This window comes from Arthrobacter sp. HMSC06H05, assembly GCF_001807395.1.
GTDB classification, from domain to species: Bacteria; Actinomycetota; Actinomycetes; order Actinomycetales; family Micrococcaceae; genus Pseudoglutamicibacter; species Pseudoglutamicibacter albus.
Genome location: NZ_KV788966.1, coordinates 35,529 through 55,792 on the forward strand (window position 1 = coordinate 35,529; position 20,264 = coordinate 55,792).

Here is a 20,264-nt window from a genome sequence, read left to right on the forward strand (position 1 = left end):
GCCGGGTCCACGCCCGTCGCGCGTCGCGCACTCGATTGCTTGGAACTCTTGGCGCATGCGTTGCGACACTGACTCTGGCTATCCCCCCGACGATGGCGCACGCGGCCCCTGTCGCATCGCAGCCTGAAGCATCGGTGCAATCGCAAAGCGTCATGTCTGCTAAAACCGACAAGCAGTCTCATGAGGATTCGCAAAAGGCTCAGGAGAACCTTGAACGCAAACAGGAGGCGATCGAGAAGCTCAACGCCGATGGCTATGACCGCTTCATCGTGACCTACAAGTCCTCGGCTCGTGCCACCAATCAGGCGGCGAAGCGCTCCAAGGCCTGGGAGAAAGCCGGTAAGTCCTACGGAGTAGATGCCGAGGAAGTGCGCAAGACCGCGACCGGATCACACGTGATCGATCTTGGGGATCAGCGCCTCAAAGGTAAGAAGGCCGATAACTTCATGGACAAGCTCGCCGCTGACCCTGCAGTTGAATCCGTTGAGCCGGATATCCGGTTGTACCCGGTGAGCCTTGAGCCTCGCGATCAGGACTGGTCCAGCCTGTGGGGTCTTCACGGCACCTACGGAGTGGATTCGCAGGAAGCGTGGAAGTACACGCAAGGTGAGGGTGCGGTTGTCGCCGTATTGGACTCCGGCATCACCCGCCACCCTGACTTGGATGCCAACATTCTGCCGGGCTATGACTTCATCGCCGATCCAGAAACAGCCACCGATGGCGACGGGCGCGATAGCGACCCGACCGACAGCGGTGACTGGCAAGTAGCTGGAGAATGCGGCGAGCCCCGCGGACGTGATTCCTCCTGGCACGGAACCCACGTAGCCGGCACCATCGCGGCAGTTGCAGACTCGAAAGGTGTTGTGGGCGTAGCGCCAAAGTCTAAGGTCGTGCCTGTGCGTGTGCTCGGTAAGTGCGGCGGACGCTTGTCTGACTTCGCTGACGCTATCGCCTGGTCAGTCGGAGTAGACGTGCAAGGTGCCCCTAAAAACCAGAACCCAGCTGATGTGATCAATATGTCACTAGGTGGTGGCGGAACCTGCATGCCGAGCTACCAGCGTGCCATCGACCTCGCTAACAGCCGCGGAGCCGTGGTTGTTGTGGCTGCGGGTAACGACACCACGAACGCCGCGAACTTCCAGCCAGCTAACTGCCAAAACGTAGTGACCGTTGGTGCAACCAATAAACAAGGCAAGCCAGCCCACTACTCGAACTTCGGTGACACCCTGGACGTATCTGCACCCGGCGGTGAAACCCATACTCGCGGTAGCGGAATCCTCTCCACCGTGAACTCCGGCAAGACCCGTCCCGTTGGCCCAAGCTACTCGGAATACCAGGGCACCTCGATGGCTACCCCGCACGTTGCAGGTGTTGCCGCACTCATGAAGTCCGTGAACCCAGAGATCTCCCCAGCTCGTATCGAGAAGATCCTCAAAGAGACCGTGAAGGCACCGAATGGCAAGTGCCCGCGTCCGTGCGGCGCAGGGATCGTCGATGCTGGGCGTGCGGTCAAGGCTGCGGCCGGAAACAATGCGCCAGCTCCAAAGCCAACCCCTAAACCGTCAACGGAGCCAACGTCTCAGCCGAGCCCAGAACCAAGCACGGAACCAAACCCTCAGCCGACCCCTGAGCCAACCACCGAGCCAACCACCGAGCCAAGTAGCTCGCCAACCACGGCACCAAGTCCAAAACCAACAACGGAGCAGTCACCTGAGCCTGAGCCTGAGCCTGGGCGTCAGCTGATCCGTAACGGCGGCTTCGAGGAAGGCCTCGGGCCGTGGTCCAGCAACGCTCGCAACATCCTGGCCCGCAACAGCACTCATGCTCGCTCCGGTGACCACTCGGCTATGTTCAACGGCAACGGCCGCCCCTCGAGATACACGCTGGAACAGAGCGTGACCGTGCCCGCTAAATCCAATGCGGTTTTGAGCTATTGGCTCAAGGTGCGTTCGAACGAACTGATGCCCGCGGTGAGCGACACCCTCACCGTCTCGGTGTGGGACGGCAAACGCTGGACCACCCTGAAAGCTCACTCCAATGCCGAGAAGGGTGGAGGCTACCGCCAGCACCACATCGACCTCTCCCGGTTCGCTGGTCAGCAGATCAAGCTACGCTTCATCGGCCGCGAAGGGCTCTTCTTCGCTACCGCGTTCAACCTTGATGACGTAGAGGTGACCGTCAAATAAGAGACCCTCTACCGTGCAGGCGGTAGAGCACCATAAAACAAGAGAGCAAGATGCGGCCGGTCTGGAGCATTCCAGGCCGGCCGCATCTTTATCGGTTCGTTCCTCTTACAGGCACCGCCTACTGCATGCGTGCTTGCGAATCCGGTTCAACCGAGGTGACCTCCGGCAGCTTTTCCAAAGCCTCGCTCACCTCATCCAACCGGGTCTCTTTGAAACCAGGCTCCAAGCTGTAGACGAACGAGCCATCGAACATCGTGAGCCCCGGCTTAGCCGCAACATCGAACTTCTCAAGGGCCCGAGCCACCTTCTTATCCACCTCGTCGCGGTCAGAACCCTTCTTAACTTGCAGGATCAACCCGTCAATAGTTCCCCGACCAACCGCTGGCGGACCAGGATGCCGCAGCGAAGGATCGTTCTTTGGGCCGCGCATCGAAGGAAGCCTGCTCGAAGACGGGCCGTCCTGAGGACCACCCGAAGTAGAAGATGAAGGGGGCATGGTCGTAGACTCCTCTGACTCGCTGGCTGAAGGCTGCGTTGACTCATTGGCTGAAGGCTCCGCCGAACCTGTTTCCGCGGGCGATGCCGACTCGGTAGCCGACTGCTCAGCCTCGTTCTGGGAAGGGCCGCTAGAGCATGCCGCTACGAACGATAGGGACAATGCGAGCACACACGCGGGAATAAGCCGCCGCGCCGCGCCCGGCGTTCTAGGATTCTCGCGGCTGTAAAACTGAGGCGTCATTTCTGAATGCATGCCTCATTTTCCCACTCGCCTCGCTAGGATGGAAGCGCCCCACATTATCTCTATCTGGTGGCTCGGAAACGCCCCAACGCAAACCCGAACCGCATCATTGAAGGACTGTTCATGCCAGCTCGTCTCTCAGCCAGACTTTCCGCCATCGCACCATCGGCAACCCTCGCGGTAACCAACCGCGCCAAGGACATGAAAGCACAAGGCGAGGACGTCATCGGATTCGGTGCCGGCGAGCCGGACTTCCCAACTCCCGACTACATCGTTGAGGCCGCAGTTGTTGCTGCCCGCGACCCGAAGAACCACCGCTACACCGCAACCAACGGCCTCATCGAACTGCGAGAAGCAATCGCCGCGAAGGCCCTGCGTGATTCAGGGCTCGAGGTTGATCCGGCCAACATCGTGGTCACCAACGGCGGCAAACAAGCGGTGTTCAACACGTTCCAGGCCCTACTGAACCCCGGTGATGAGGTCATCATCCCCGCCCCCTACTGGACTACCTATCCCGAGGCGGTCAAACTCGCAGGCGGGGTGCCCGTCGAGGTCTTCGCTGGCCCTGAGGCCGGATATAAGGTCACGGTCGAACAGCTTGAAGCCGCGCGCACCGATTCAACCCAAGCGGTCCTGTTCGTCTCCCCATCCAACCCGACCGGTGCCGTCTATACGCCGGAAGAAACCAAAGCGATAGGCGAATGGGCCCGCGATAACGACATCTGGGTTATCACCGACGAAATCTATGAACACCTCGTCTACGACGATGCCGAGTTCACATCCATCGCCGCTGTAACGGAAGGCCTTGAGAAGGTTGTCATCCTCAACGGTGTAGCTAAAACCTACGCGATGACCGGTTGGCGTGTGGGTTGGCTCATCGGCCCAAGCGACCTCATCAAGGTGGTCTCAACGTTCCAGTCGCATTCAACCGGTAACGTCGCCAACGTGTCCCAGCGGGCAGCGATCGCGGCGGTCTCCGGGACGCTCGATGAGGTCCACACGATGCGAGAAAGCTTCGATCGCCGCCGCAAAGCCATGGTCGAAGCCCTCAACCAGATCAACGACTTCCACTGCCCTACCCCAAAGGGTGCGTTCTACGCTTACGTGGATGTGCGCGAAGCCCTCGGCAAAACCTACGCCGGGCAAACCCCCACCACCTCGAGCCAGCTCGCCGAACTCATCCTCCAAGAAACCGGTGTAGCGCTCGTACCAGGCGAAGCGTTCGGGCCATCGGGCTTCCTGCGCCTTTCCTACGCACTCGGCGACGACGACCTCGCCGAAGGCCTCCGCCGCGTCCGTGACTTCATCAACGGCGCTGCCTAGTCTCTGGGAACGGCTTCACAGCCAGACACGAGTTTCACCGAACACGACAGCAACCTTTCACGAAACCGACTTTTCAGGAAGTGCTCCACATGGATCCGATCTACAGGTGGCTTAGAGCCATGCCGATACGCCGCGGGCCGCGCCGGATGCTGGGTGGCGTGTGTGGCGGCATCGCACACAAAACCGGTTGGGACGTCGGGATGGTTCGGCTCATCACGCTCATCGCGTTGATCCTGCCGGTCATCTCGTTACCTGCCTACCTCATCGCGTGGGTCCTCACCCCGTGGGGCGCCAGCGACGAGGCCGCCGAGCGAGCTGCGCGACGCCGCAAGACCGTCGCCATCCCGCCGCGAGAATACGATCCGTTGGTGCTAGAAAAACTCATGAACTGGGGCGCCAATAAAGTGCGGAAATAACTCAACGCGAATAAGAAAGCGCGGCACCTGCTTAAGAGCAGATGCCGCGCTTTCGCGCCGGCGCCTAGCCTTCTAGCTGGCGGCCTCAACCGCTGTGCGGGCCGCCACGAATGCGTCCACGCACGCCTCGATGTCCTCGGGTGAGTGCGCCGCTGAAAGCTGAACGCGAATGCGGGCATCACCGCGCGGAACCACCGGGAAACTGAACGCCGTGACGTATACGCCGTGGCTGAGCATCTCGTCGGCGATCTTGGCCGCGAGCGCGGCATCGTGGAACATGACTGCGATGATCGCATGCTCGCCCTCAAGCAGCTCGAAGCCCTCCTCGTCCATCCGGCGGCGGAAGTGCGCGGCATTCTCGAAGAGTTTCTCCCGCAAGTCAGCTGCCCCCGAAACCAAGTCCAGGGCAGTGATCGTTGCGGCAACGATCGCTGGGGCCAGCGAGTTGGAGAACAAATACGGGCGGCCTTGCTGACGCAAAATATCGACAATCTGCTGACGAGCCGCAACATAACCGCCCGATGCGCCACCCAGGGCCTTGCCGAACGTTCCGGTGTAGATGTCAACGCGGTCAGAAACCCCCGCATGTTCAGGAGTTCCTGCGCCGGTCTCCCCCATGAAACCGACCGCATGCGAATCATCGACCATGACCAAAGCGCCGTACTCGTCGGCCAGGTCGCAGATTTCACGCAGCGGAGCAAGAAAGCCGTCCATCGAGAACACACCATCGGTCACGATCACGGTGCGGCGAGCGCCCCCGCCATCGTTGAGGGCCTTGGCCGCTTCGAGTTGGGCTCTAAGGTCTTCCATATCGCGGTTGGCGTAGCGGAAGCGGGCTGCTTTAGAGAGCCTGATCCCGTCGATGAGCGAGGCGTGGTTCAGGGCGTCCGAGATGATCGCGTCCTGTTCGCCGAACAGCGGCGCGAACACGGCACCGTTGGCGTCAAAGCAGGAAGAGAACAGGATCGCGTCATCGGTTCCCAACCAGTCAGCGAGCTTACCCTCGAGTTCAAGGTGTTGGTCCTGGGTTCCGCAGATGAACCGCACCGATGCCATACCGAAACCGCGTTCGGTCAAGGCTTCACGTGCGGAGTCGATGATCCGCGGATCATCGGCCAGGCCAAGGTAGTTGTTGGCGCAAAAGTTCAGCACCTCACGGGCTTGGCCGTTCGCGCTAGCGGTGATGTGGGCTGACTGCGGGGTCGTGATGGTCCGCTCCCGTTTGGTCAGGCCCGAGGCCTCGATTTCATCCAGTTCAGCCTGCAGATCAGCAAGCATCGCCTCACGTGCATTCGTCATAATTCCTCAGCCCTTCCCCTCAATCTCATCGTTTCCAAGCAGTGTGTCTAAGCAGAGTGTCTTAAACGTTTCGCCAATCCAGCAAGACCTTGCCGCGTTGCCCCGAGCGGGCAATATCGAAAGCCTCACGCCATTCGGAGGCCGGAACCACATCGGAGATCACGGAAGCGATCCGTTGCCTGAACAGCTCATCGCTCTGCAGCATCGCGGTCATTGCGTACCAGGTCTCATACATCTCACGGCCATACACGCCCTGCAACGTGAGCATGCGCGTCACAATACGGCCACCATCCACGCTCCACGCGCCGTTAGGCAAACCCAAAAGTGCAATGCGGCCGCCGTGGTTCATGTTCTCGATCATTTCCGAAAGCGCCGGCTGGGCTCCTGAGATCTCCAAGCCGACGTCGAAGCCTTCAACCAGCCCCAGGTTGCGCTGCACATCGGCGATCTTCTCGCGACCTGCAAGAACCCCTGCATCCGCGCCCATGCCCTCGACACGTCTGAGGCGTTCCTCGCTCAAGTCAGTGACCACAATCTTGCGCGCGCCAGCATGACGGGCGATAGCGGCTGACATCAAACCGATCGGGCCAGCACCCGTAATAAGAACGTCCTCGCCCACGAGGTTATTCAGAAGCGCGGTGTGGGTCGCGTTGCCCAACGGGTCATAGATCGCGCCCAGCTCCGGGGTCACGAAATCATCCGTGTGAATCCACACATTCGATTCGGGGATCACCACATACTCAGCGAACGCGCCATCACGTTGCACCCCAACTGACTGCGTGTTGATGCACATGTGGCGGCGCCCCGCACGGCAATTGCGGCACATACCGCACACCACGTGCCCCTCACCGGAAACCCGGTCCCCGACCTTCACATCGGTCACGTAACCGCCGGTCTGGACGACCTCGCCATAGAACTCATGCCCCGGGATCATGGGTGGGGCGATCATGTCTTGGGCCGCCTGATCATAGGCCTCGATGTGCAGGTCTGTACCGCAGATCCCGGCCATCGCAACACGAATCAGAACATCGTGCGCGCCCGGGGCAGGAACGGGGCGGTCAGTGAACTCGAAACCGACGTGCGGGCCAGACTTATAAAGGGCCTTCATGAAGTCCTCCCAGAACAGAAAGGGCACGAGCCGAAAGGATATGAACCGTAAGGGCGCAAGCCGAAAAACACGGGCCGAGCGCATAAGACGGTGCGGCGGCAGTTAGGAATAAGACTAACGCGCGCGCCGGCGTCTGGGGAGGCCTTATCCGCGCAGATCCTTACCCATGCCGGGACCCAACCGGCCCACGTCCTTCGGGCGGCCCACCACATTGCCAGCGTTCGGGGGCACAATCACGGTCTGTAGCGCCTGATAGGTCTGCTCGCCGTCCACCACAGTCAGCTCCGTATCGACACCGACGTTCCGGCGGATCACGGCCAGCGCAATCGGGCCGGCATCGTGATGCAAAACGGCGCTTGTGAGCGTACCAACCGTGCGCTCACCCGCCTTCACTTCAGCGCCGGCCGCAGGCAACGTGTGTTCGGAACCGTCCAGGTCCAAGAACACGATGCGGCGCGGCGGATGCCCCAAGTTGTGGACGCGAGCCACCGTCTCTTGCCCCTTATAGCAACCCTTGTTCAGGTGGGTTGCCACGCGTAGAAGGTCCAGTTCGTGAGGAATCGTCTTATAGTCCACTTCTGTCCGGATACTCGGATTCCAGGCGGCGATGCGGACTTGTTCATACGCCATCAGACCGCCGATGCGCAGCCCAGCGTCCTGCACCGCGCTCAATACCTCCGGCATACGGGAGCGCCGAACCAGCGAGAAGAACCATTCACCATCAGAACCAGGATGCTCACCGTCGACCGGGCCATACGGCCAGCCACCAACGCACACATCCGGCCACGGATCCCGGAACACCGGGCCCCACGCGTCCTCAAGCTGTCCTACCACCCCGGTTTGCTGTCCACCGGCATCAGCGAGCCGTTCACGCAACACACAACGCGCCCCCACCACAGCCCATTCGGAGGTCACATCAGCGACCTCAACCTGGCTCATGAAACGCATCTTGCCCAGCCATTCGACCAAGCTGCCCACATAGCCCGGTTCGGTGAGAAGCCACGTGGCTTCGCCGTCATCGTGGACACGCACATCAAAGTCGATGCGGCCCTGAAGATTCAAGAACAAGGCCCGCACCGCCGCGTTCTGAACCGACTCAGCGCACTGGTTGGAGTCGTTCGGGGTCGGCTCACTCGGTGCCAGGGTGTCGAGTTTTTGGGAAGCCAGCGAGTTCAGCCACGTGAGACGGTCCGGGCCGCTCACCCGGGCCACACCCCACGAGGACAAATCAACGACCGCACGGGCTTCATCCACGTCGCGGCCCTCACGCAAAGGCGAGCCATAGTGCAGAGCAATGCCGGCGTCCACACCCGAGGCGCGCACTGCGCCTTCAAGGCTCAAGAACACGGAATCCGGGGTCGGCTCAACCGCGGAAAGATCAACAGGCTGCGGGTCTAGCATCTACACAAACTCAGCATGTCAACAAACTCAGCTTCTACAGCAGCTCGGCAACAACGCCTACTCGGCCTAGTCAGTGCCTTCGCCGCCGGCTGATTCCTCAGTCCCCTCAGCAGCGTCGCCGTTGCTAGAGCCGTTGTTGTCAGCGGCGTGTCGGCGGCCACCCGGGGCAACGCGCTTCAGCTGGGCGGAACCATGCGCCGCGAGCTCCTCACCGGCATCGCCTGCGACGTCCCAACGCCAGAACAGCATCTCGTTGACCAACCCGTAAATGCGGGTCGCCCGATCATACGGATGCGCGTACTGCGAACGTTGCACACCTGCGGTTTCGAGGAACACCTGCGGGCCAGCGATGTGCCCCGAATACTGTTCGGTGATCCCACCGGGGTGCGCGATCGTCACGTTGAGGGCAAAGCCCTCCCGGCCGTCCCGTTCAGTGCGTAGCTTCTCGACGTCTTCCGCGTTACGCAACGCAGGAACCACGTCACCCGGGATCAGGCCAGGCCCGCCGTCCGATTCAGTCAGCTCACGTTCCAGCTGCCAGAAACCGGTCTCCACGGCGATCGGGCGAATAACCTGGCCCTCGTCATCAGCTAGCCACGTCTCTGCACGGTATTCAACAACCGGCAAACCAATCTGCTCAAAAGTGACGCGCTGGAAGAACCGCTGATCATCAGCGGCACCCTCTCCCAGCATCCCGTAGCCTTCCCAGCGGCCCAAAAGCCACGAAAGCGGGACAAGCTCCGGCGTGAGATCGACGGGAAGCTCAAACGCCATAAATTACTTCTGACCCCGGAACAGGTAACGCACGGTGCCGATCGCGAAGCTCAACATGCCCAAGCCGGCAGCACCGATCAGGCCGTAGAAGAAAATCTCATAACCCAAGTAATCGTTCATGCCTCTAGTCTAGCCCCGTTCCCCCACCAGGCCAGAAACCGCCCGCAACTATGACCGCTCTAATAGATCAAATACCGGGTCACAAGCGCAGTGGGCATACCCATCACGACCACGCCGCACGCCCCAGCGATAGCGAATGTCCACATCGGGATCTGACCCAACGCCTTAGGCCGGCTCAAGGTGATCAGCCAGACACCCAGCCCCACACCCACCACGGCGAGCGCAACCGAAACCCACAAAGCTGTCGAAACCGAGGCACCATCCAAGCGGATCTCCCGGACCCACACAAACCAGCCGGAACCCAACGCCACGACCAGTGAGGCGCCAATGCATTCGGCGAGCACCGCTACCTTCTCGCGAGATTCCTCAACAGAGAACAGTTGCAACACGAAACTCAGCAGCACACCGACTGCCGCGCCCATCGGCCACCACGCCAACCCGTGCTCCTCCGGAAGCAACAGCATCATTCCCAGCGAAGCCGCCATCGTCACGAACATCACGATCCGAACCGTGGAACCACCCACGGCATGCTGGCGGCGCGGCCACAAAACACACATCGCGAGCAATACCAACGCGGTCGTGAACAAACCCGCGCTCGATTCCATCTGAGTTGAACCTGACTCCGCCCCCAGGCTCAACAAAGCCGGGGCCGTAAGAACAACCCACACCAGCCCGGACAGAATCAGTAGCAACGGATAACGCACCCTTCCATCATGCCGCATCGAACCACGCCGCCCCAGTCAATCCACCACAAATGAGCTAAACCAGTACAAAACGGCGGGCACGAACCCGCTAGGGATGACTTCGCTGGGCATGAACAGGCATGTTCATTGCGCCGCAACTCGATTAGCGTAATGACTATGAGCACGCATGAATCCCACGCTGCACACGGCCAGCACGATGCACGCGGCCAGCAGGCCCCCGCCGCACAGGACGCTGACGCCGCCAACACCGATTCCACGATGTGGACGCTGTCCCGCTTTGATGGCCGTCCGTCTGATGCCGTGTTGGATGGCATCATCGCGGTCGCTCGCGCGGCTGAGGACGCCGATGGTCACGAACCGTTCAACGAACAGACCCGCATCGAGCTGCGCCGCGGCGAGGACGTGTGGGGTGTGATCGTCTCAACGGACCAGGCAGCATCGACCGATCAAGCAGCAGGCCCGGCGAATGCAGAGTCTCAGCCGTGTGAGAGCGTGGTGGCGGCCGCGATCGTGACCGGCGCGCCGAGCGAACCTGCGACCGTTGAGATGGCTGTGCATCCGAACAACCGCGGTTTCGGTATGGGCCAGGACCTCGCGGACATGCTCGCCTCCCAGATTGAGGGCCGCACCGTCAACGTGTGGGCTCACGGGGATCACGATGCGGCACGCACCCTGGCGGAGCGTGTCGGTTTGGAGCGTGTGCGTGAGTTGTGGAGCATGCGGCTATGCGACCCTGCGTCGCTGCCTGCCACCCCTGAGGTTGCTGGTGTGAGCATCCGGGCTTTCGACCCTAACAAGGATGCCGATGCCTGGCTTGACGTGAACGCGGCGGCGTTCGCGTCGCATCCGGAGCAGGGCAAGCTCACGCGTTCGGATTTGGATGAGCGGCTTGCTGAAGACTGGTTTGATCCGGCAGGTTTCCTGCTGGCCACCGACGACGAGTCCGGTGACCTGCTGGGTTTCCACTGGACCAAGGTGCACTCGGCTCACACGGATGAGCGCAGGACTGAACACCCTGCAGTCGGTGAGGTCTACGTGGTGGGTGTTTCACCGGATGCGCAGGGCCGCGGTCTGGGCAAGGCGCTCACCCTGGCGGGTTTGAACCATCTCAAAGACGAGGGACACCAGACGATCATGTTGTACGTGGACGCCGATAACGCCCCGGCGGTCGCACTGTATGACAGCCTCGGTTTTGAACGCTGGGACGTAGACGTGATGTATACGAAAGACGCCTAGAAACTACTTTCAGGTAACAGTTGGCTGACATCTGCCCCAAGATCTCACCTATATCGCCTTTCTGGAGAAAAACACCGCTAAACGAGCGGTATCCTGAAGGTGATTCCACCCGCTCTGCATGAGTCTGTATAGCTCGTGAAGAGCAGGGCCGATCACTGCACGACACCCATGCCATGCCCGGCGTCGAACAGGCCCGGCATCACAAGGAGGATCGCGTGGAGAATCACGCCGGAACCGTACCTGCGAGCAAACCGAAGCGTGTCAAGCCGACCGCTGACCGGATAGAGGCCCCAGAGGTCTCCGTCCACACTACTCCGGACGGTGATTTTGGCCTGGAGCGGTTCCTGGACCGGGAAATGTCGTGGCTGGATTTCAACCTGCGCGTGCTCGAACTGGCCGAAGACCCTGACCTGTTCCTGCTGGAGCGCACCAACTTCCTTTCGATCTTCGGTTCCAACCTTGATGAGTTCTTCATGGTGCGTGTTGCGGGCCTCAAACGGCGCATCGCAGCCGGCATGGCTGTCCCATCGATGACCGGGTTGAGTCCACAGGACCAGCTCGAGACCATCCTCGAGCGCGCTCAAGAGCTTCAGCAGCGGCACGCGCGCGTGTTCACTGAGCAGGTTCGGCCGGAACTGACTAAAGAGAAGATCACGATCATCCGGTGGGACGAACTCACCGATTCGGAACATCACCGTTTGCGGGACTGGTTCACCGAACAGGTTTTCCCTGTTCTGACTCCGTTGGCGGTGGACCCGGCCCACCCGTTCCCCTACATCTCCGGGTTGTCGCTCAACCTCGCTGTTTTGGTGCGGAACCCGCAGACGGGCAAGCACCTGTTTGCTCGCGTCAAAGTCCCGGATGTTCTACCCCGCTTGGTCCGTGTTGATCCGCCGTCTCATGACCCTTCGGCTGGGGTGCGTTTCGTCCCGCTCGAGGAGATCATCGCAACCCAGCTCGACATGCTTTTCCCCGGCATGGAGATCATGGAGCACTACACGTTCCGTGTGACCCGTAACGAGGACCTCGAGGTTGAAGAGGATGATGCGGAGAACATTCTGAAAGCACTCGAGAAGGAACTGTTGCGGCGCCGTTTTGGTCCGCCGGTTCGCCTCGAGATCGATGAAGAGATGTCCGATGAGGTCCGCACTTTGCTGGTGCGTGAGCTTGGTGTTGAGGACTCTGAAGTGTTCGCTCTGCCCACCCCGCTGGATCTGCGCGGGCTTGGCGCGCTATCCCAGGTTCAGCGCCCGGACCTTCGCTATCCGCGGGCTATCGGCCGCACGTCACGATTCCTGAACGAGGCCGAGACCGCGATGGAAGCGAACGTGGTTGAGGCCGTCAAGGAACGCGACATCCTGTTGCACCACCCGTACGATTCCTTCGCGACCTCGGTGCAGGCGTTCTTGTCCCAAGCGGCAGCAGACCCGAAGGTTGTTGCGATCAAGCAGACCCTCTATAGGACCTCTGGTGACTCCCCGATCGTGGATGCGCTGATCGATGCGGCGGAGGCCGGCAAGCAGGTTCTTGCGATGGTTGAGATCAAGGCGCGCTTTGATGAGCAGGCCAATATTTCCTGGGCCCGCAAACTTGAGCAGGCGGGCGTGCACGTGGTCTACGGGATCGTGGGTTTGAAGACTCACTCGAAACTTTCGCTCGTGGTGCGCCGTGAGGGTCATCAGTTGGTGCGTTACTGCCACATCGGTACCGGTAACTATCACCCGTCCACGGCCCGTTTCTATGAGGACCTTGGCTTGTTGACGTGTGATCCTAGCGTGGGTGAGGACGTCACGCGTTTGTTCAATCAGCTCTCCGGTTACGCGCCGCGTACCACCTTCGATCGCCTCTTGGTTGCTCCGCGTTCGCTGCGCTCTGGGTTGCTTGAGCGTATCGAGCAAGAGATCAGGAACAAGCAGGCGGGCAAGGACGCTCGTGTGACCATCAAGGTCAATTCGATGGTGGATGAGACGATCATCGACGCGCTCTACCGTGCCTCGCAGGCGGGTGTGCAGGTCGATGTGATTGTGCGTGGTATCTGTTCGTTGCGCGCCAATGTTCCGGGCTTGTCGGAGAACATCCGGGTTCGTTCGATTCTGGGCCGGTTCTTGGAGCACTCTCGCGTGTTTGCGTTCCATAACGATGGCGACCCGGTGGTTTATATCGGTTCGGCTGACATGATGCACCGCAACCTTGATCGCCGTGTTGAGGCACTGGTCCCGATCAAGAATGAGGACGATAAGCGCGGCTTGATCGAGTTGATGGACCTGTATTTGTCTGATGAGACGTCATCGTGGCATCAGCAGCAGGACGGCACCTGGAACCGTGTTCATAAGGATGCCGACGGCAACCGTCTGATGGATATTCAGGAATACTTGTTGAAGACCCGAGCTCGTCGAGGAACACCGAACGCATAATGTCAGCATCAATTTCTTTTCCTGTGCGCTCTACTGAACCGATCGGCGAAATCGCCGAGAGCAACCCCGATATCGTTGCCGCTGGTGTTGTGCCGTGGCGTATCGACCCCGATGATGGTTTGCAGGTCTTGTTGATTCACAGGCCTAAGCACAAGGATTGGTCGTTGCCGAAAGGCAAGGTCGATGATGGCGAGACGATCGCTGAGGCTGCGGTCCGTGAGGCTAAAGAGGAAGCCAACCTCAAGGTCACTTTGGGGATCCCGTTGCCGTGCACCCATTACTTTGTGGGCAAGAAATCGAAGGTTGTGTACTATTGGGCGGCTCACGTGGAGAAGCTGCGGCGGGTTAGCCCCGACGGCAAAGAGGTCGATATTGCCCGCTGGTATTCGCCGTCGAAGGCTTTGAAGAAGCTCACCAACGATGCGGACAAGGCCCCTATCAAGGCCGTGGTCGATGCGTATGAGCAGGGGCTTTTGAAGACGACGCCATTCCTTTTGGTGCGGCACGCGAAAGCGAAGCCGCGCAACAGCTGGACCCGCTCCGAGGGTGAGCGCACATTGGCTCGAACTGGTTTCACGCAGGCACGTGCCTTGGCTCGCATGCTGACGGTGTGGCAGCCGGAACGGTTGGTTTCAAGCCGTTGGACTCGATGTGTTCAGACGGTGCAGCCGTATGCGGCGGCTATGGATATGAGCATCAAGAAGCAGACCGCTTTGACCGAGCACGCCGCTGACCGTGACCCGGATAAGGCTCAACGGATCCTGTTGAAGCAGTTCAACAACCCGAAGTCTACGTTGGTGTGTTCGCATCGCCCCGTGATGCCAACCCTGTTGAAGGCTCTGAAAACGGTGACGCCTAAAGAACTGCGGGAGTTCTTGCCTCAAGAGAACCCGTACCTGGCTCCGGGGGAAGCGATCATCTTGCACCGGGCGTTGGATGCTAAACGCCGGTGGCGTGCCGTTGCGGTGGAGATCCACAAGCCGTTCGAAGACTGATTCGGCTCACGAGTGTCTGCTCGAGCGACTCGATCGCTTCAAGCGTGTGCTTGGTAGGCTCGGAGGTGAAGCACCCACAGCGTTCGTGGCGTGTTTTGCGCCGTGTTGAAAGGAACCTGCCATGCCGCAACCTCCACTGATTCAGCAGCACACGCTCCGTGTTGAGCAGGACGAGGTCCAGTCTCGTTTCAATCTGTACGATGGCGATGATTTCATCGGGTTCATTCAGTACGAACAAGACGGCGACGTGTTGAGTTTCATCCACACGATCATCAGGGAAGAGTTTTCCCGCCGCGGCTATGCACGCGCGCTCACCACGATCGTCCTGGAGCGCTTGTGGGCGTTGGGCCTCAAAGTCGATCCAGTGTGCACCTACACTGCCGACTACCTTGAGAAGCACCCGCAGTACGCCGTGTTGCGTGCCCGCTAAACCCAGCTTCCACAGCCAGGCATGGGGCGTATCGTTGTCCACAGCCTTCCGTGTTTTTGGTTACTCCCTGCGTAGAATCGAGTCTCATGACCGTCCCCACGCCATATGAAGACATGCTCAAGGACGTCCTGGAGAACGGGACCCCGAAATCTGACCGGACCGGTACCGGGACAATCTCTGTTTTTGGCCGTCAGATCCGTTACGACCTCAGCAACGGCACTCTCCCACTGATCACGACCAAGCGCGTGCACTTCAAGTCAGTCGCTTTGGAACTGTTGTGGTTCTTGCGTGGGGATTCGAACGTGCGCTGGCTGCAGGAACGGGGCGTGCGCATCTGGAATGAATGGGCTGATGAGAACGGCGAGCTCGGCCCTGTCTATGGCGTCCAGTGGCGTTCGTGGCCGACCCCCGATGGCGGCCACATCGACCAGATCTCCGAGGTCATGCAGCAGCTGCGCGATAACCCTGATTCGCGCCGCCACATCGTCTCTGCCTGGAACGTCGCTGAGATCAAGAACATGGCCCTGCCGCCGTGCCACGCGTTCTTCCAGTTCTATATCGCCAACGGCAAGCTCTCGTGCCAGCTGTATCAGCGTTCAGCTGACACGTTCCTAGGCGTGCCGTTCAACATCGCTTCCTATTCCCTCTTGGTGCACATGATGGCCCAGCAGCTGGGCTTGGAACCTGGCGAGTTCGTGTGGACGGGCGGGGACGTTCATATCTATGAGAACCACATCGAGCAAGTCAAAACCCAGCTTGAGCGGGAGCCCTACGAATACCCAACGCTGCGTTTCGCACGGAAGCCGGAGTCTATCTTCGACTACGAGCTTGAGGACTTCATCGTGGAGAACTACCAGCACCATCCAGGTATTGCCGCGCCGATCGCGGTCTGAACGGGCACACTACCGGACAGTTCCCAAACCTGACTGTTTCCAAGGACGTTGAACACACATTTCAATGCATCACCATTTCTCTGAAGACTTCCTCCCGCACGAATCGGCACGCCAAATCGGTATGATCTGGGCTCAGTCAGCTGAGCGTGTGATCGGTGTAGACGGCGATATTCCGTGGCGGTTGCCCGAAGACGTCGCGTTCTTCAAACACGTCACCGAGGGCCATCCCGTAATCATGGGACGCAAAACCTGGGAGTCCATCCCGGCCGCGTTCCGTCCGTTCTCTGACCGCACCAACATCGTGCTGACAACCCAGGCGGAAACCCGCAACCAGGTTTCCGCCGCCGGCGGGCACGCTGTGGATTCGATCGCTGAAGCGCTCGACATCGCCTATAACAGCGAAGGTAGCGAGCAGGTCTGGATTGTTGGTGGCGGGGCGATCTATGAAGCCCTAGAGCCGATGGCGAACCTCGCCGTGGTCACAACCGTTGACACCCAGGTTGAAGGCGACACGCTCGCTCCCGAGCTCGGTGTGGGGTGGGAACACGTGACCTCAAGCCCGGCAGGTGAGGGCTGGATCGAGAGCGAAAAACAACAGCTGCGCTACCGCGTGGATGTGTACCAACGAAAAGGCTGACATGAATACGACCCCGGAGAAAAACACGACCCCGGAAGGCCCAGCGGGTAGCGCGTCAGTGAACAACGACGCGGCGAGCGCAGAAGCTGACGCTAGCGAGGATCTGGTTCTGGGCACTCCACGCCCGGAGCTGCATTTCCTGCTGGGCTACATGTTGTTCCCGGTGCTCGCGCTCGCGAGCGCGGCGGCGGGTGTGTGGGCTGTGATCGTTGGCAACAAGATCGCGGGCGTGATCCTGTTAGTGGTTGTGGTCCAGGCGTTCGTGTGGGCTGCTGTGCGCAGCATCAGTATCCGGAAGAAACTCGTTGCCGAACGGATGGAAGCGGTCGAGGAGTTCTATACCGGTCAAGAAGCAATCGACCGTTGGCATGCGCGCGAAGCCGAGCGCCTCGAAACCGAACGCGCACAAGCTGAAGAGAAACAAGCGGCTCAAGAACAGGCCGAGCAGAAACAGCGCGATTCCTAAGGGATCGGGCTTCTTACGTCCTGCGATTCCTAAGGTCCCGGGTTTGTTAGGGGCCGCGTTCCATAAGGATTCAGCACAGTGCTGTAGCGAAGATCTAGCTGTAGGAGGCTTCGAAGCATGACCAGGCATCCCGGGATCATCCCGCATCCTGCAACACTGGATCTGAAGCCGCTCGAGGTCCCGCCGTTGGACGGCACTCTCGATGCGTATGAACATGCGCTCCGCGCAGTGCTCGAAGGCGCTGAACTGGAACACGCTCACGAAATCGTCGAGAAATTCCGCACGGGCGCCGGCCCTAAGCTCGATGCCGCTCTGCGTGAGCGCGCCGAGGCCCTCGCCGCTGAAGGCACCAACTGGTTGCACGAGGAATGGTATTCCAGCTACCTCACCGTCCGTGAGCCGCTGCCTCTGAGCACCAATGTCTGCTTCCAGCTCGCTCGCCCCCGCGAGCACACATCTCTAGGCTTAGATGGAGCGGTTGAGTTCATTCAGCGCGCAGCTATGGTGCACCTGCAGGTGGCCTCTGGGAATCTGCCGGAGGATGTGGACGCCCGCGGCAACCGCATCACGTTGAATCAATGGTTCGTCTACGGTGGCTCAATACGCCTCCCGTTAGAGGGGGAAGATCAGGTCTTCCCATGCACGCTAGATGAGGCGAACCGGGAGATCGGCGTTTTCGTCAACGGTCGCCTCTTCGCCGTACCTATCACTGACAGTGCCGGCAAGCCGGCTTGCGCCGAAGCGCTGCGGGCCGCGTTGGAGAACATTCAAGCAGCGACAACGAAACCCCCAGAGCTCGATTTCAACGCCCCTTCCCTGCTGGGTTCCGGTGTTCTTGACGATCTGCTTCCAGACATGCTGGAGCACAGCGGCAACCATCTGGTGTATGACCGTCTAGCCGACATGCTCTTCACCGTTGAGCTATTGACCGACGGCGGCGCCACAGATACCCAGCGCATCCGTGAGGCAACCTTCACCCCGCGCGGGGCATGGGCGTATAAGCCGTTGAGCTATCAGGTGAGTCTTCCCGACGAGTGGGCCGCGGTGCATGTGGAGCACTCCTGCATCGACGGCGCCACGCTGGTCACCGCCATGAAACGCCTCCAGACCGTGCAGTTGCCGGCGGAAACCTCAGAAGAACTCACACGGCTCGATGCCGAGGAGCTTGTGTGGACGCTCGATGAGGCGACCACGGCGCAGCTCCGTGAGCGGGTTGCCGCCTACACGGAGCTGGCCTCGAAGTTCACGGTGCAGATCGTCACCGCGCCGCATCGACCACCTGCGCACATGCCGTTCAAGATCAGCCGTGACGCGGTAGCTCAGCTGACCATGCACATCGCGCAGCAGCTCACTTATGGTCGCATCCGCGCGGTCTATGAGGCCGTGGATATGCGTGAATACCGTGCTGGCCGCACCGAATGTCTGCGTTCCGCTACCGGCGAGGCCGTTGCTTTCGCTCGCAAACTCGTTGCGGGCACCGCGACTCATGAGGATCTACTCGCGGCCGTCAACGCACACCGCGGCTGGGTCAAGCGCTGCAAGTCCGGTAACGGTTTCGACCGCCACATCCAAATGATGGCGACGATCGATGCCAGCGATCCGTTCTTCACCGATGACGCCGTGCTGGCCGCGCGCCGGGACTTCCTCTCCACGACCTCGGTGGGTGGCCCCGAGCAGATTGTGCGTTACTGCTTTGTACCCACCCGGCCGGAGGGTTTCGGCATCTCCTACACTCCGTTGCCGGAAGCCACCGAGTTCTGTGTCTCGTGGAATGTGGATACCGCGGAGAAACCCGAGGAGTTCACCGCGAACCTCATCAAGGCATCTGAGATGCTGTGGGAGTTCCTGCAGCAGCGAGGCTCTGACCTGCCCTGGCGAGCCGAACGCCTGCCGGGATCATAATGCGAAAGATTCGGGCTTAGCGCCGGCGTTCTCGCGTAGCCTTGAAGCTATGACTTCTAAGGCTGTAGGTTTTGTCGGTTACCGCGGCATGGTGGGTTCGGTCCTCATGCAGCGTATGCAAGATGAAGGGGATTTCGCCGGTATCGACCCGGTGTTCTTCTCGACGTCCCAGGCTGGCGCGGCCGCCCCATCGTTCGCTGAAGGCGCGCCAGCGCTCAAGGACGCTCACGATATCGATGAGCTCGCCAAGCTGCCGATCATCGTCACCGCGCAAGGCGGCGACTACACGAGCGCCGTGCACGGCAAGCTGCGTGCGGCAGGCTGGGACGGCATCTGGATCGATGCGGCGAGCACGTTGCGGATGGAAGACGACTCGATCATCGTGCTGGACCCGGTCAACCGGAACGTGGTCGACCGCGGCCTTGAGACCGGCGTCAAGGATTTTGTGGGCGGTAACTGCACTGTGTCCTGCATGCTCATGGGTCTAGGCGGCCTGTTCCGCAACGGCCTGGTCGAATGGGCGACCTCGATGACTTACCAGGCGGCTTCGGGTGGCGGCGCGCGCCACATGCGTGAGTTGCTGACCCAGTTCGGCGATATCAACGCATCCGTCAAGGAGCTGCTGGATGATCCGGCGTCTGCGATCACCCAGATCGACACCGACGTTCTGCGTAAACAGCGTTCCGGTGAGCTCGACGCAACCCAGTTCGGTGTGCCACTGGCGGGCAACCTCATCCCGTGGATCGATTCCGACCTCGGCAACGGCCAGTCCCGCGAAGAGTGGAAAGCCGGTGTGGAGACCAACAAGGTCCTGGGCACCACGGCTGAGAACCACATCATGGTCGATGGCCTATGCGTGCGCATCGGCGCGATGCGGTCCCACTCGCAGGCGCTCACGATCAAATTGCGTGAAGACGTGGGCCTCGACGAGGTCGCCCGCCTGATCGACTCCGATAACGAGTGGGCCAGGGTAGTTCCGAACGAGAAGGAAGCGACCATGAACGAGCTGACCCCGGTCGCGGCATCCGGAACGCTGAACATCCCGGTGGGTCGCTTGCGTCAGTTGGAGATGGGCCCGCAGTACATTTCCGCGTTCACGGTCGGCGACCAGCTGCTGTGGGGCGCGGCAGAGCCGCTGCGCCGCATGCTCCAGATCGCGCTCGGAAACCTGTAGAAGACGATCTATAGGCGGTCGTTGCTGTCCTTAAACGTGTGAGCGCT

18 protein-coding genes are annotated in these 20,264 nt (G+C 60.5%); 12 read left to right on the top strand and 6 right to left on the bottom strand.

What is annotated here, in order from left to right; all coding sequences use genetic code 11:
- Nucleotides 1–152 precede the first annotated feature (152 nt).
- Complete coding sequence (locus tag HMPREF3160_RS00215) at nucleotides 153–2,186, top strand: S8 family peptidase (protein WP_176744665.1); 2,034 nt, start codon at nucleotides 153–155, stop codon at nucleotides 2,184–2,186.
- 118 nt (nucleotides 2,187–2,304) lie between these two features.
- Here HMPREF3160_RS00215 and HMPREF3160_RS00220 read toward each other — a convergent pair whose 3' ends face one another.
- A complete protein-coding gene (locus HMPREF3160_RS00220; RefSeq protein ID WP_141739754.1) occupies nucleotides 2,305–2,682 on the bottom strand; it encodes a hypothetical protein in 378 nt (125 codons plus the stop codon).
- A gap of 366 nt (nucleotides 2,683–3,048) precedes the next feature.
- Here HMPREF3160_RS00220 and HMPREF3160_RS00225 point away from each other — a divergent pair, with 366 nt between their 5' ends.
- Together HMPREF3160_RS00225 and HMPREF3160_RS00230 are read left to right on the top strand one after the other, a co-directional pair.
- Entirely contained in the window at nucleotides 3,049–4,248 is a 1,200-nt protein-coding gene (locus HMPREF3160_RS00225) for a pyridoxal phosphate-dependent aminotransferase (protein ID WP_070506369.1), read from the top strand.
- A 119-nt stretch (nucleotides 4,249–4,367) separates the two neighbouring features.
- Nucleotides 4,368–4,664, top strand: coding sequence for a PspC domain-containing protein (locus HMPREF3160_RS00230; RefSeq protein ID WP_070506341.1), 297 nt, complete (start codon nucleotides 4,368–4,370; stop codon nucleotides 4,662–4,664).
- Nucleotides 4,665–4,736: 72 nt separating this feature from the next.
- On the opposite strand, the gene HMPREF3160_RS00235 is transcribed toward HMPREF3160_RS00230, so the two are convergent.
- From HMPREF3160_RS00235 to HMPREF3160_RS00255, 5 genes are all read right to left on the bottom strand, one after another.
- On the bottom strand, nucleotides 4,737–5,963 hold the full coding sequence (locus tag HMPREF3160_RS00235; RefSeq protein ID WP_370977300.1) for a glycine C-acetyltransferase: 1,227 nt from the start codon (nucleotides 5,961–5,963) through the stop codon (nucleotides 4,737–4,739).
- A gap of 61 nt (nucleotides 5,964–6,024) precedes the next feature.
- Nucleotides 6,025–7,071, bottom strand: coding sequence for an L-threonine 3-dehydrogenase (tdh, locus tag HMPREF3160_RS00240; protein WP_070506344.1), 1,047 nt, complete (start codon nucleotides 7,069–7,071; stop codon nucleotides 6,025–6,027).
- Between the two features lie 144 nt (nucleotides 7,072–7,215).
- Entirely contained in the window at nucleotides 7,216–8,472 is a 1,257-nt protein-coding gene (locus HMPREF3160_RS00245; protein WP_176744666.1) for a CAF17-like 4Fe-4S cluster assembly/insertion protein YgfZ, read from the bottom strand.
- A 66-nt stretch (nucleotides 8,473–8,538) separates the two neighbouring features.
- Entirely contained in the window at nucleotides 8,539–9,246 is a 708-nt protein-coding gene (locus HMPREF3160_RS00250; RefSeq protein WP_070506346.1) for a nitrobindin family protein, read from the bottom strand.
- Nucleotides 9,247–9,425: 179 nt separating this feature from the next.
- Nucleotides 9,426–10,070, bottom strand: a complete 645-nt coding sequence (locus HMPREF3160_RS00255) for a hypothetical protein (protein ID WP_070506349.1) — start codon at nucleotides 10,068–10,070, stop codon at nucleotides 9,426–9,428.
- A 156-nt stretch (nucleotides 10,071–10,226) separates the two neighbouring features.
- Between HMPREF3160_RS00255 and mshD the strand changes: the two genes are divergently transcribed.
- The 9 genes from mshD to asd all read left to right on the top strand — a co-directional run bounded on the left by mshD (nucleotide 10,227) and on the right by asd (nucleotide 20,217).
- On the top strand, nucleotides 10,227–11,306 hold the full coding sequence (mshD, locus tag HMPREF3160_RS00260; RefSeq protein ID WP_176744667.1) for a mycothiol synthase: 1,080 nt from the start codon (nucleotides 10,227–10,229) through the stop codon (nucleotides 11,304–11,306).
- Nucleotides 11,307–11,479: 173 nt separating this feature from the next.
- Nucleotides 11,480–13,720: an RNA degradosome polyphosphate kinase gene (locus HMPREF3160_RS00265; protein WP_070506354.1), complete on the top strand. Its 2,241-nt coding sequence runs from the start codon at nucleotides 11,480–11,482 to the stop codon at nucleotides 13,718–13,720.
- A gap of 23 nt (nucleotides 13,721–13,743) precedes the next feature.
- Nucleotides 13,744–14,715, top strand: a complete 972-nt coding sequence (locus HMPREF3160_RS00270) for an NUDIX hydrolase (protein ID WP_256173696.1) — start codon at nucleotides 13,744–13,746, stop codon at nucleotides 14,713–14,715.
- Between the two features lie 121 nt (nucleotides 14,716–14,836).
- Entirely contained in the window at nucleotides 14,837–15,145 is a 309-nt protein-coding gene (locus HMPREF3160_RS00275) for a GNAT family N-acetyltransferase (protein WP_035757991.1), read from the top strand.
- 86 nt (nucleotides 15,146–15,231) lie between these two features.
- On the top strand, nucleotides 15,232–16,038 hold the full coding sequence (locus HMPREF3160_RS00280) for a thymidylate synthase (RefSeq protein WP_070490205.1): 807 nt from the start codon (nucleotides 15,232–15,234) through the stop codon (nucleotides 16,036–16,038).
- A 64-nt stretch (nucleotides 16,039–16,102) separates the two neighbouring features.
- A complete protein-coding gene (locus HMPREF3160_RS00285; RefSeq protein WP_070506356.1) occupies nucleotides 16,103–16,675 on the top strand; it encodes a dihydrofolate reductase in 573 nt (190 codons plus the stop codon).
- Between the two features lies 1 nt (nucleotide 16,676).
- On the top strand, nucleotides 16,677–17,141 hold the full coding sequence (locus tag HMPREF3160_RS10270; RefSeq protein WP_070490209.1) for an NF038396 family protein: 465 nt from the start codon (nucleotides 16,677–16,679) through the stop codon (nucleotides 17,139–17,141).
- A gap of 117 nt (nucleotides 17,142–17,258) precedes the next feature.
- Nucleotides 17,259–19,043, top strand: a complete 1,785-nt coding sequence (locus HMPREF3160_RS00295) for a choline/carnitine O-acyltransferase (protein WP_070506359.1) — start codon at nucleotides 17,259–17,261, stop codon at nucleotides 19,041–19,043.
- A gap of 49 nt (nucleotides 19,044–19,092) precedes the next feature.
- Nucleotides 19,093–20,217 carry an aspartate-semialdehyde dehydrogenase gene (asd, locus tag HMPREF3160_RS00300; protein WP_083285181.1) on the top strand — a complete coding sequence of 375 codons (1,125 nt, stop codon included), beginning with the start codon at nucleotides 19,093–19,095 and terminating at the stop codon, nucleotides 20,215–20,217.
- Nucleotides 20,218–20,264: the final 47 nt, after the last annotated feature.

Coding starts and splice junctions, on each gene's coding strand:
- HMPREF3160_RS00215 (WP_176744665.1), top strand. CDS start 153: ATGTCTGCTAAAACCGACAAGCAGTCTCATGAGGATTCGCAAAAGGCT.
- HMPREF3160_RS00220 (WP_141739754.1), bottom strand. CDS start 2,682: ATGCCCCCTTCATCTTCTACTTCGGGTGGTCCTCAGGACGGCCCGTCT.
- HMPREF3160_RS00225 (WP_070506369.1), top strand. CDS start 3,049: ATGCCAGCTCGTCTCTCAGCCAGACTTTCCGCCATCGCACCATCGGCA.
- HMPREF3160_RS00230 (WP_070506341.1), top strand. CDS start 4,368: ATGCCGATACGCCGCGGGCCGCGCCGGATGCTGGGTGGCGTGTGTGGC.
- HMPREF3160_RS00235 (WP_370977300.1), bottom strand. CDS start 5,963: ATGACGAATGCACGTGAGGCGATGCTTGCTGATCTGCAGGCTGAACTG.
- tdh (WP_070506344.1), bottom strand. CDS start 7,071: ATGAAGGCCCTTTATAAGTCTGGCCCGCACGTCGGTTTCGAGTTCACT.
- HMPREF3160_RS00245 (WP_176744666.1), bottom strand. CDS start 8,472: ATGCTAGACCCGCAGCCTGTTGATCTTTCCGCGGTTGAGCCGACCCCG.
- HMPREF3160_RS00250 (WP_070506346.1), bottom strand. CDS start 9,246: ATGGCGTTTGAGCTTCCCGTCGATCTCACGCCGGAGCTTGTCCCGCTT.
- mshD (WP_176744667.1), top strand. CDS start 10,227: ATGAGCACGCATGAATCCCACGCTGCACACGGCCAGCACGATGCACGC.
- HMPREF3160_RS00265 (WP_070506354.1), top strand. CDS start 11,480: ATGCCCGGCGTCGAACAGGCCCGGCATCACAAGGAGGATCGCGTGGAG.
- HMPREF3160_RS00275 (WP_035757991.1), top strand. CDS start 14,837: ATGCCGCAACCTCCACTGATTCAGCAGCACACGCTCCGTGTTGAGCAG.
- HMPREF3160_RS00280 (WP_070490205.1), top strand. CDS start 15,232: ATGACCGTCCCCACGCCATATGAAGACATGCTCAAGGACGTCCTGGAG.
- HMPREF3160_RS00285 (WP_070506356.1), top strand. CDS start 16,103: ATGCATCACCATTTCTCTGAAGACTTCCTCCCGCACGAATCGGCACGC.
- HMPREF3160_RS10270 (WP_070490209.1), top strand. CDS start 16,677: ATGAATACGACCCCGGAGAAAAACACGACCCCGGAAGGCCCAGCGGGT.
- HMPREF3160_RS00295 (WP_070506359.1), top strand. CDS start 17,259: ATGACCAGGCATCCCGGGATCATCCCGCATCCTGCAACACTGGATCTG.
- asd (WP_083285181.1), top strand. CDS start 19,093: ATGACTTCTAAGGCTGTAGGTTTTGTCGGTTACCGCGGCATGGTGGGT.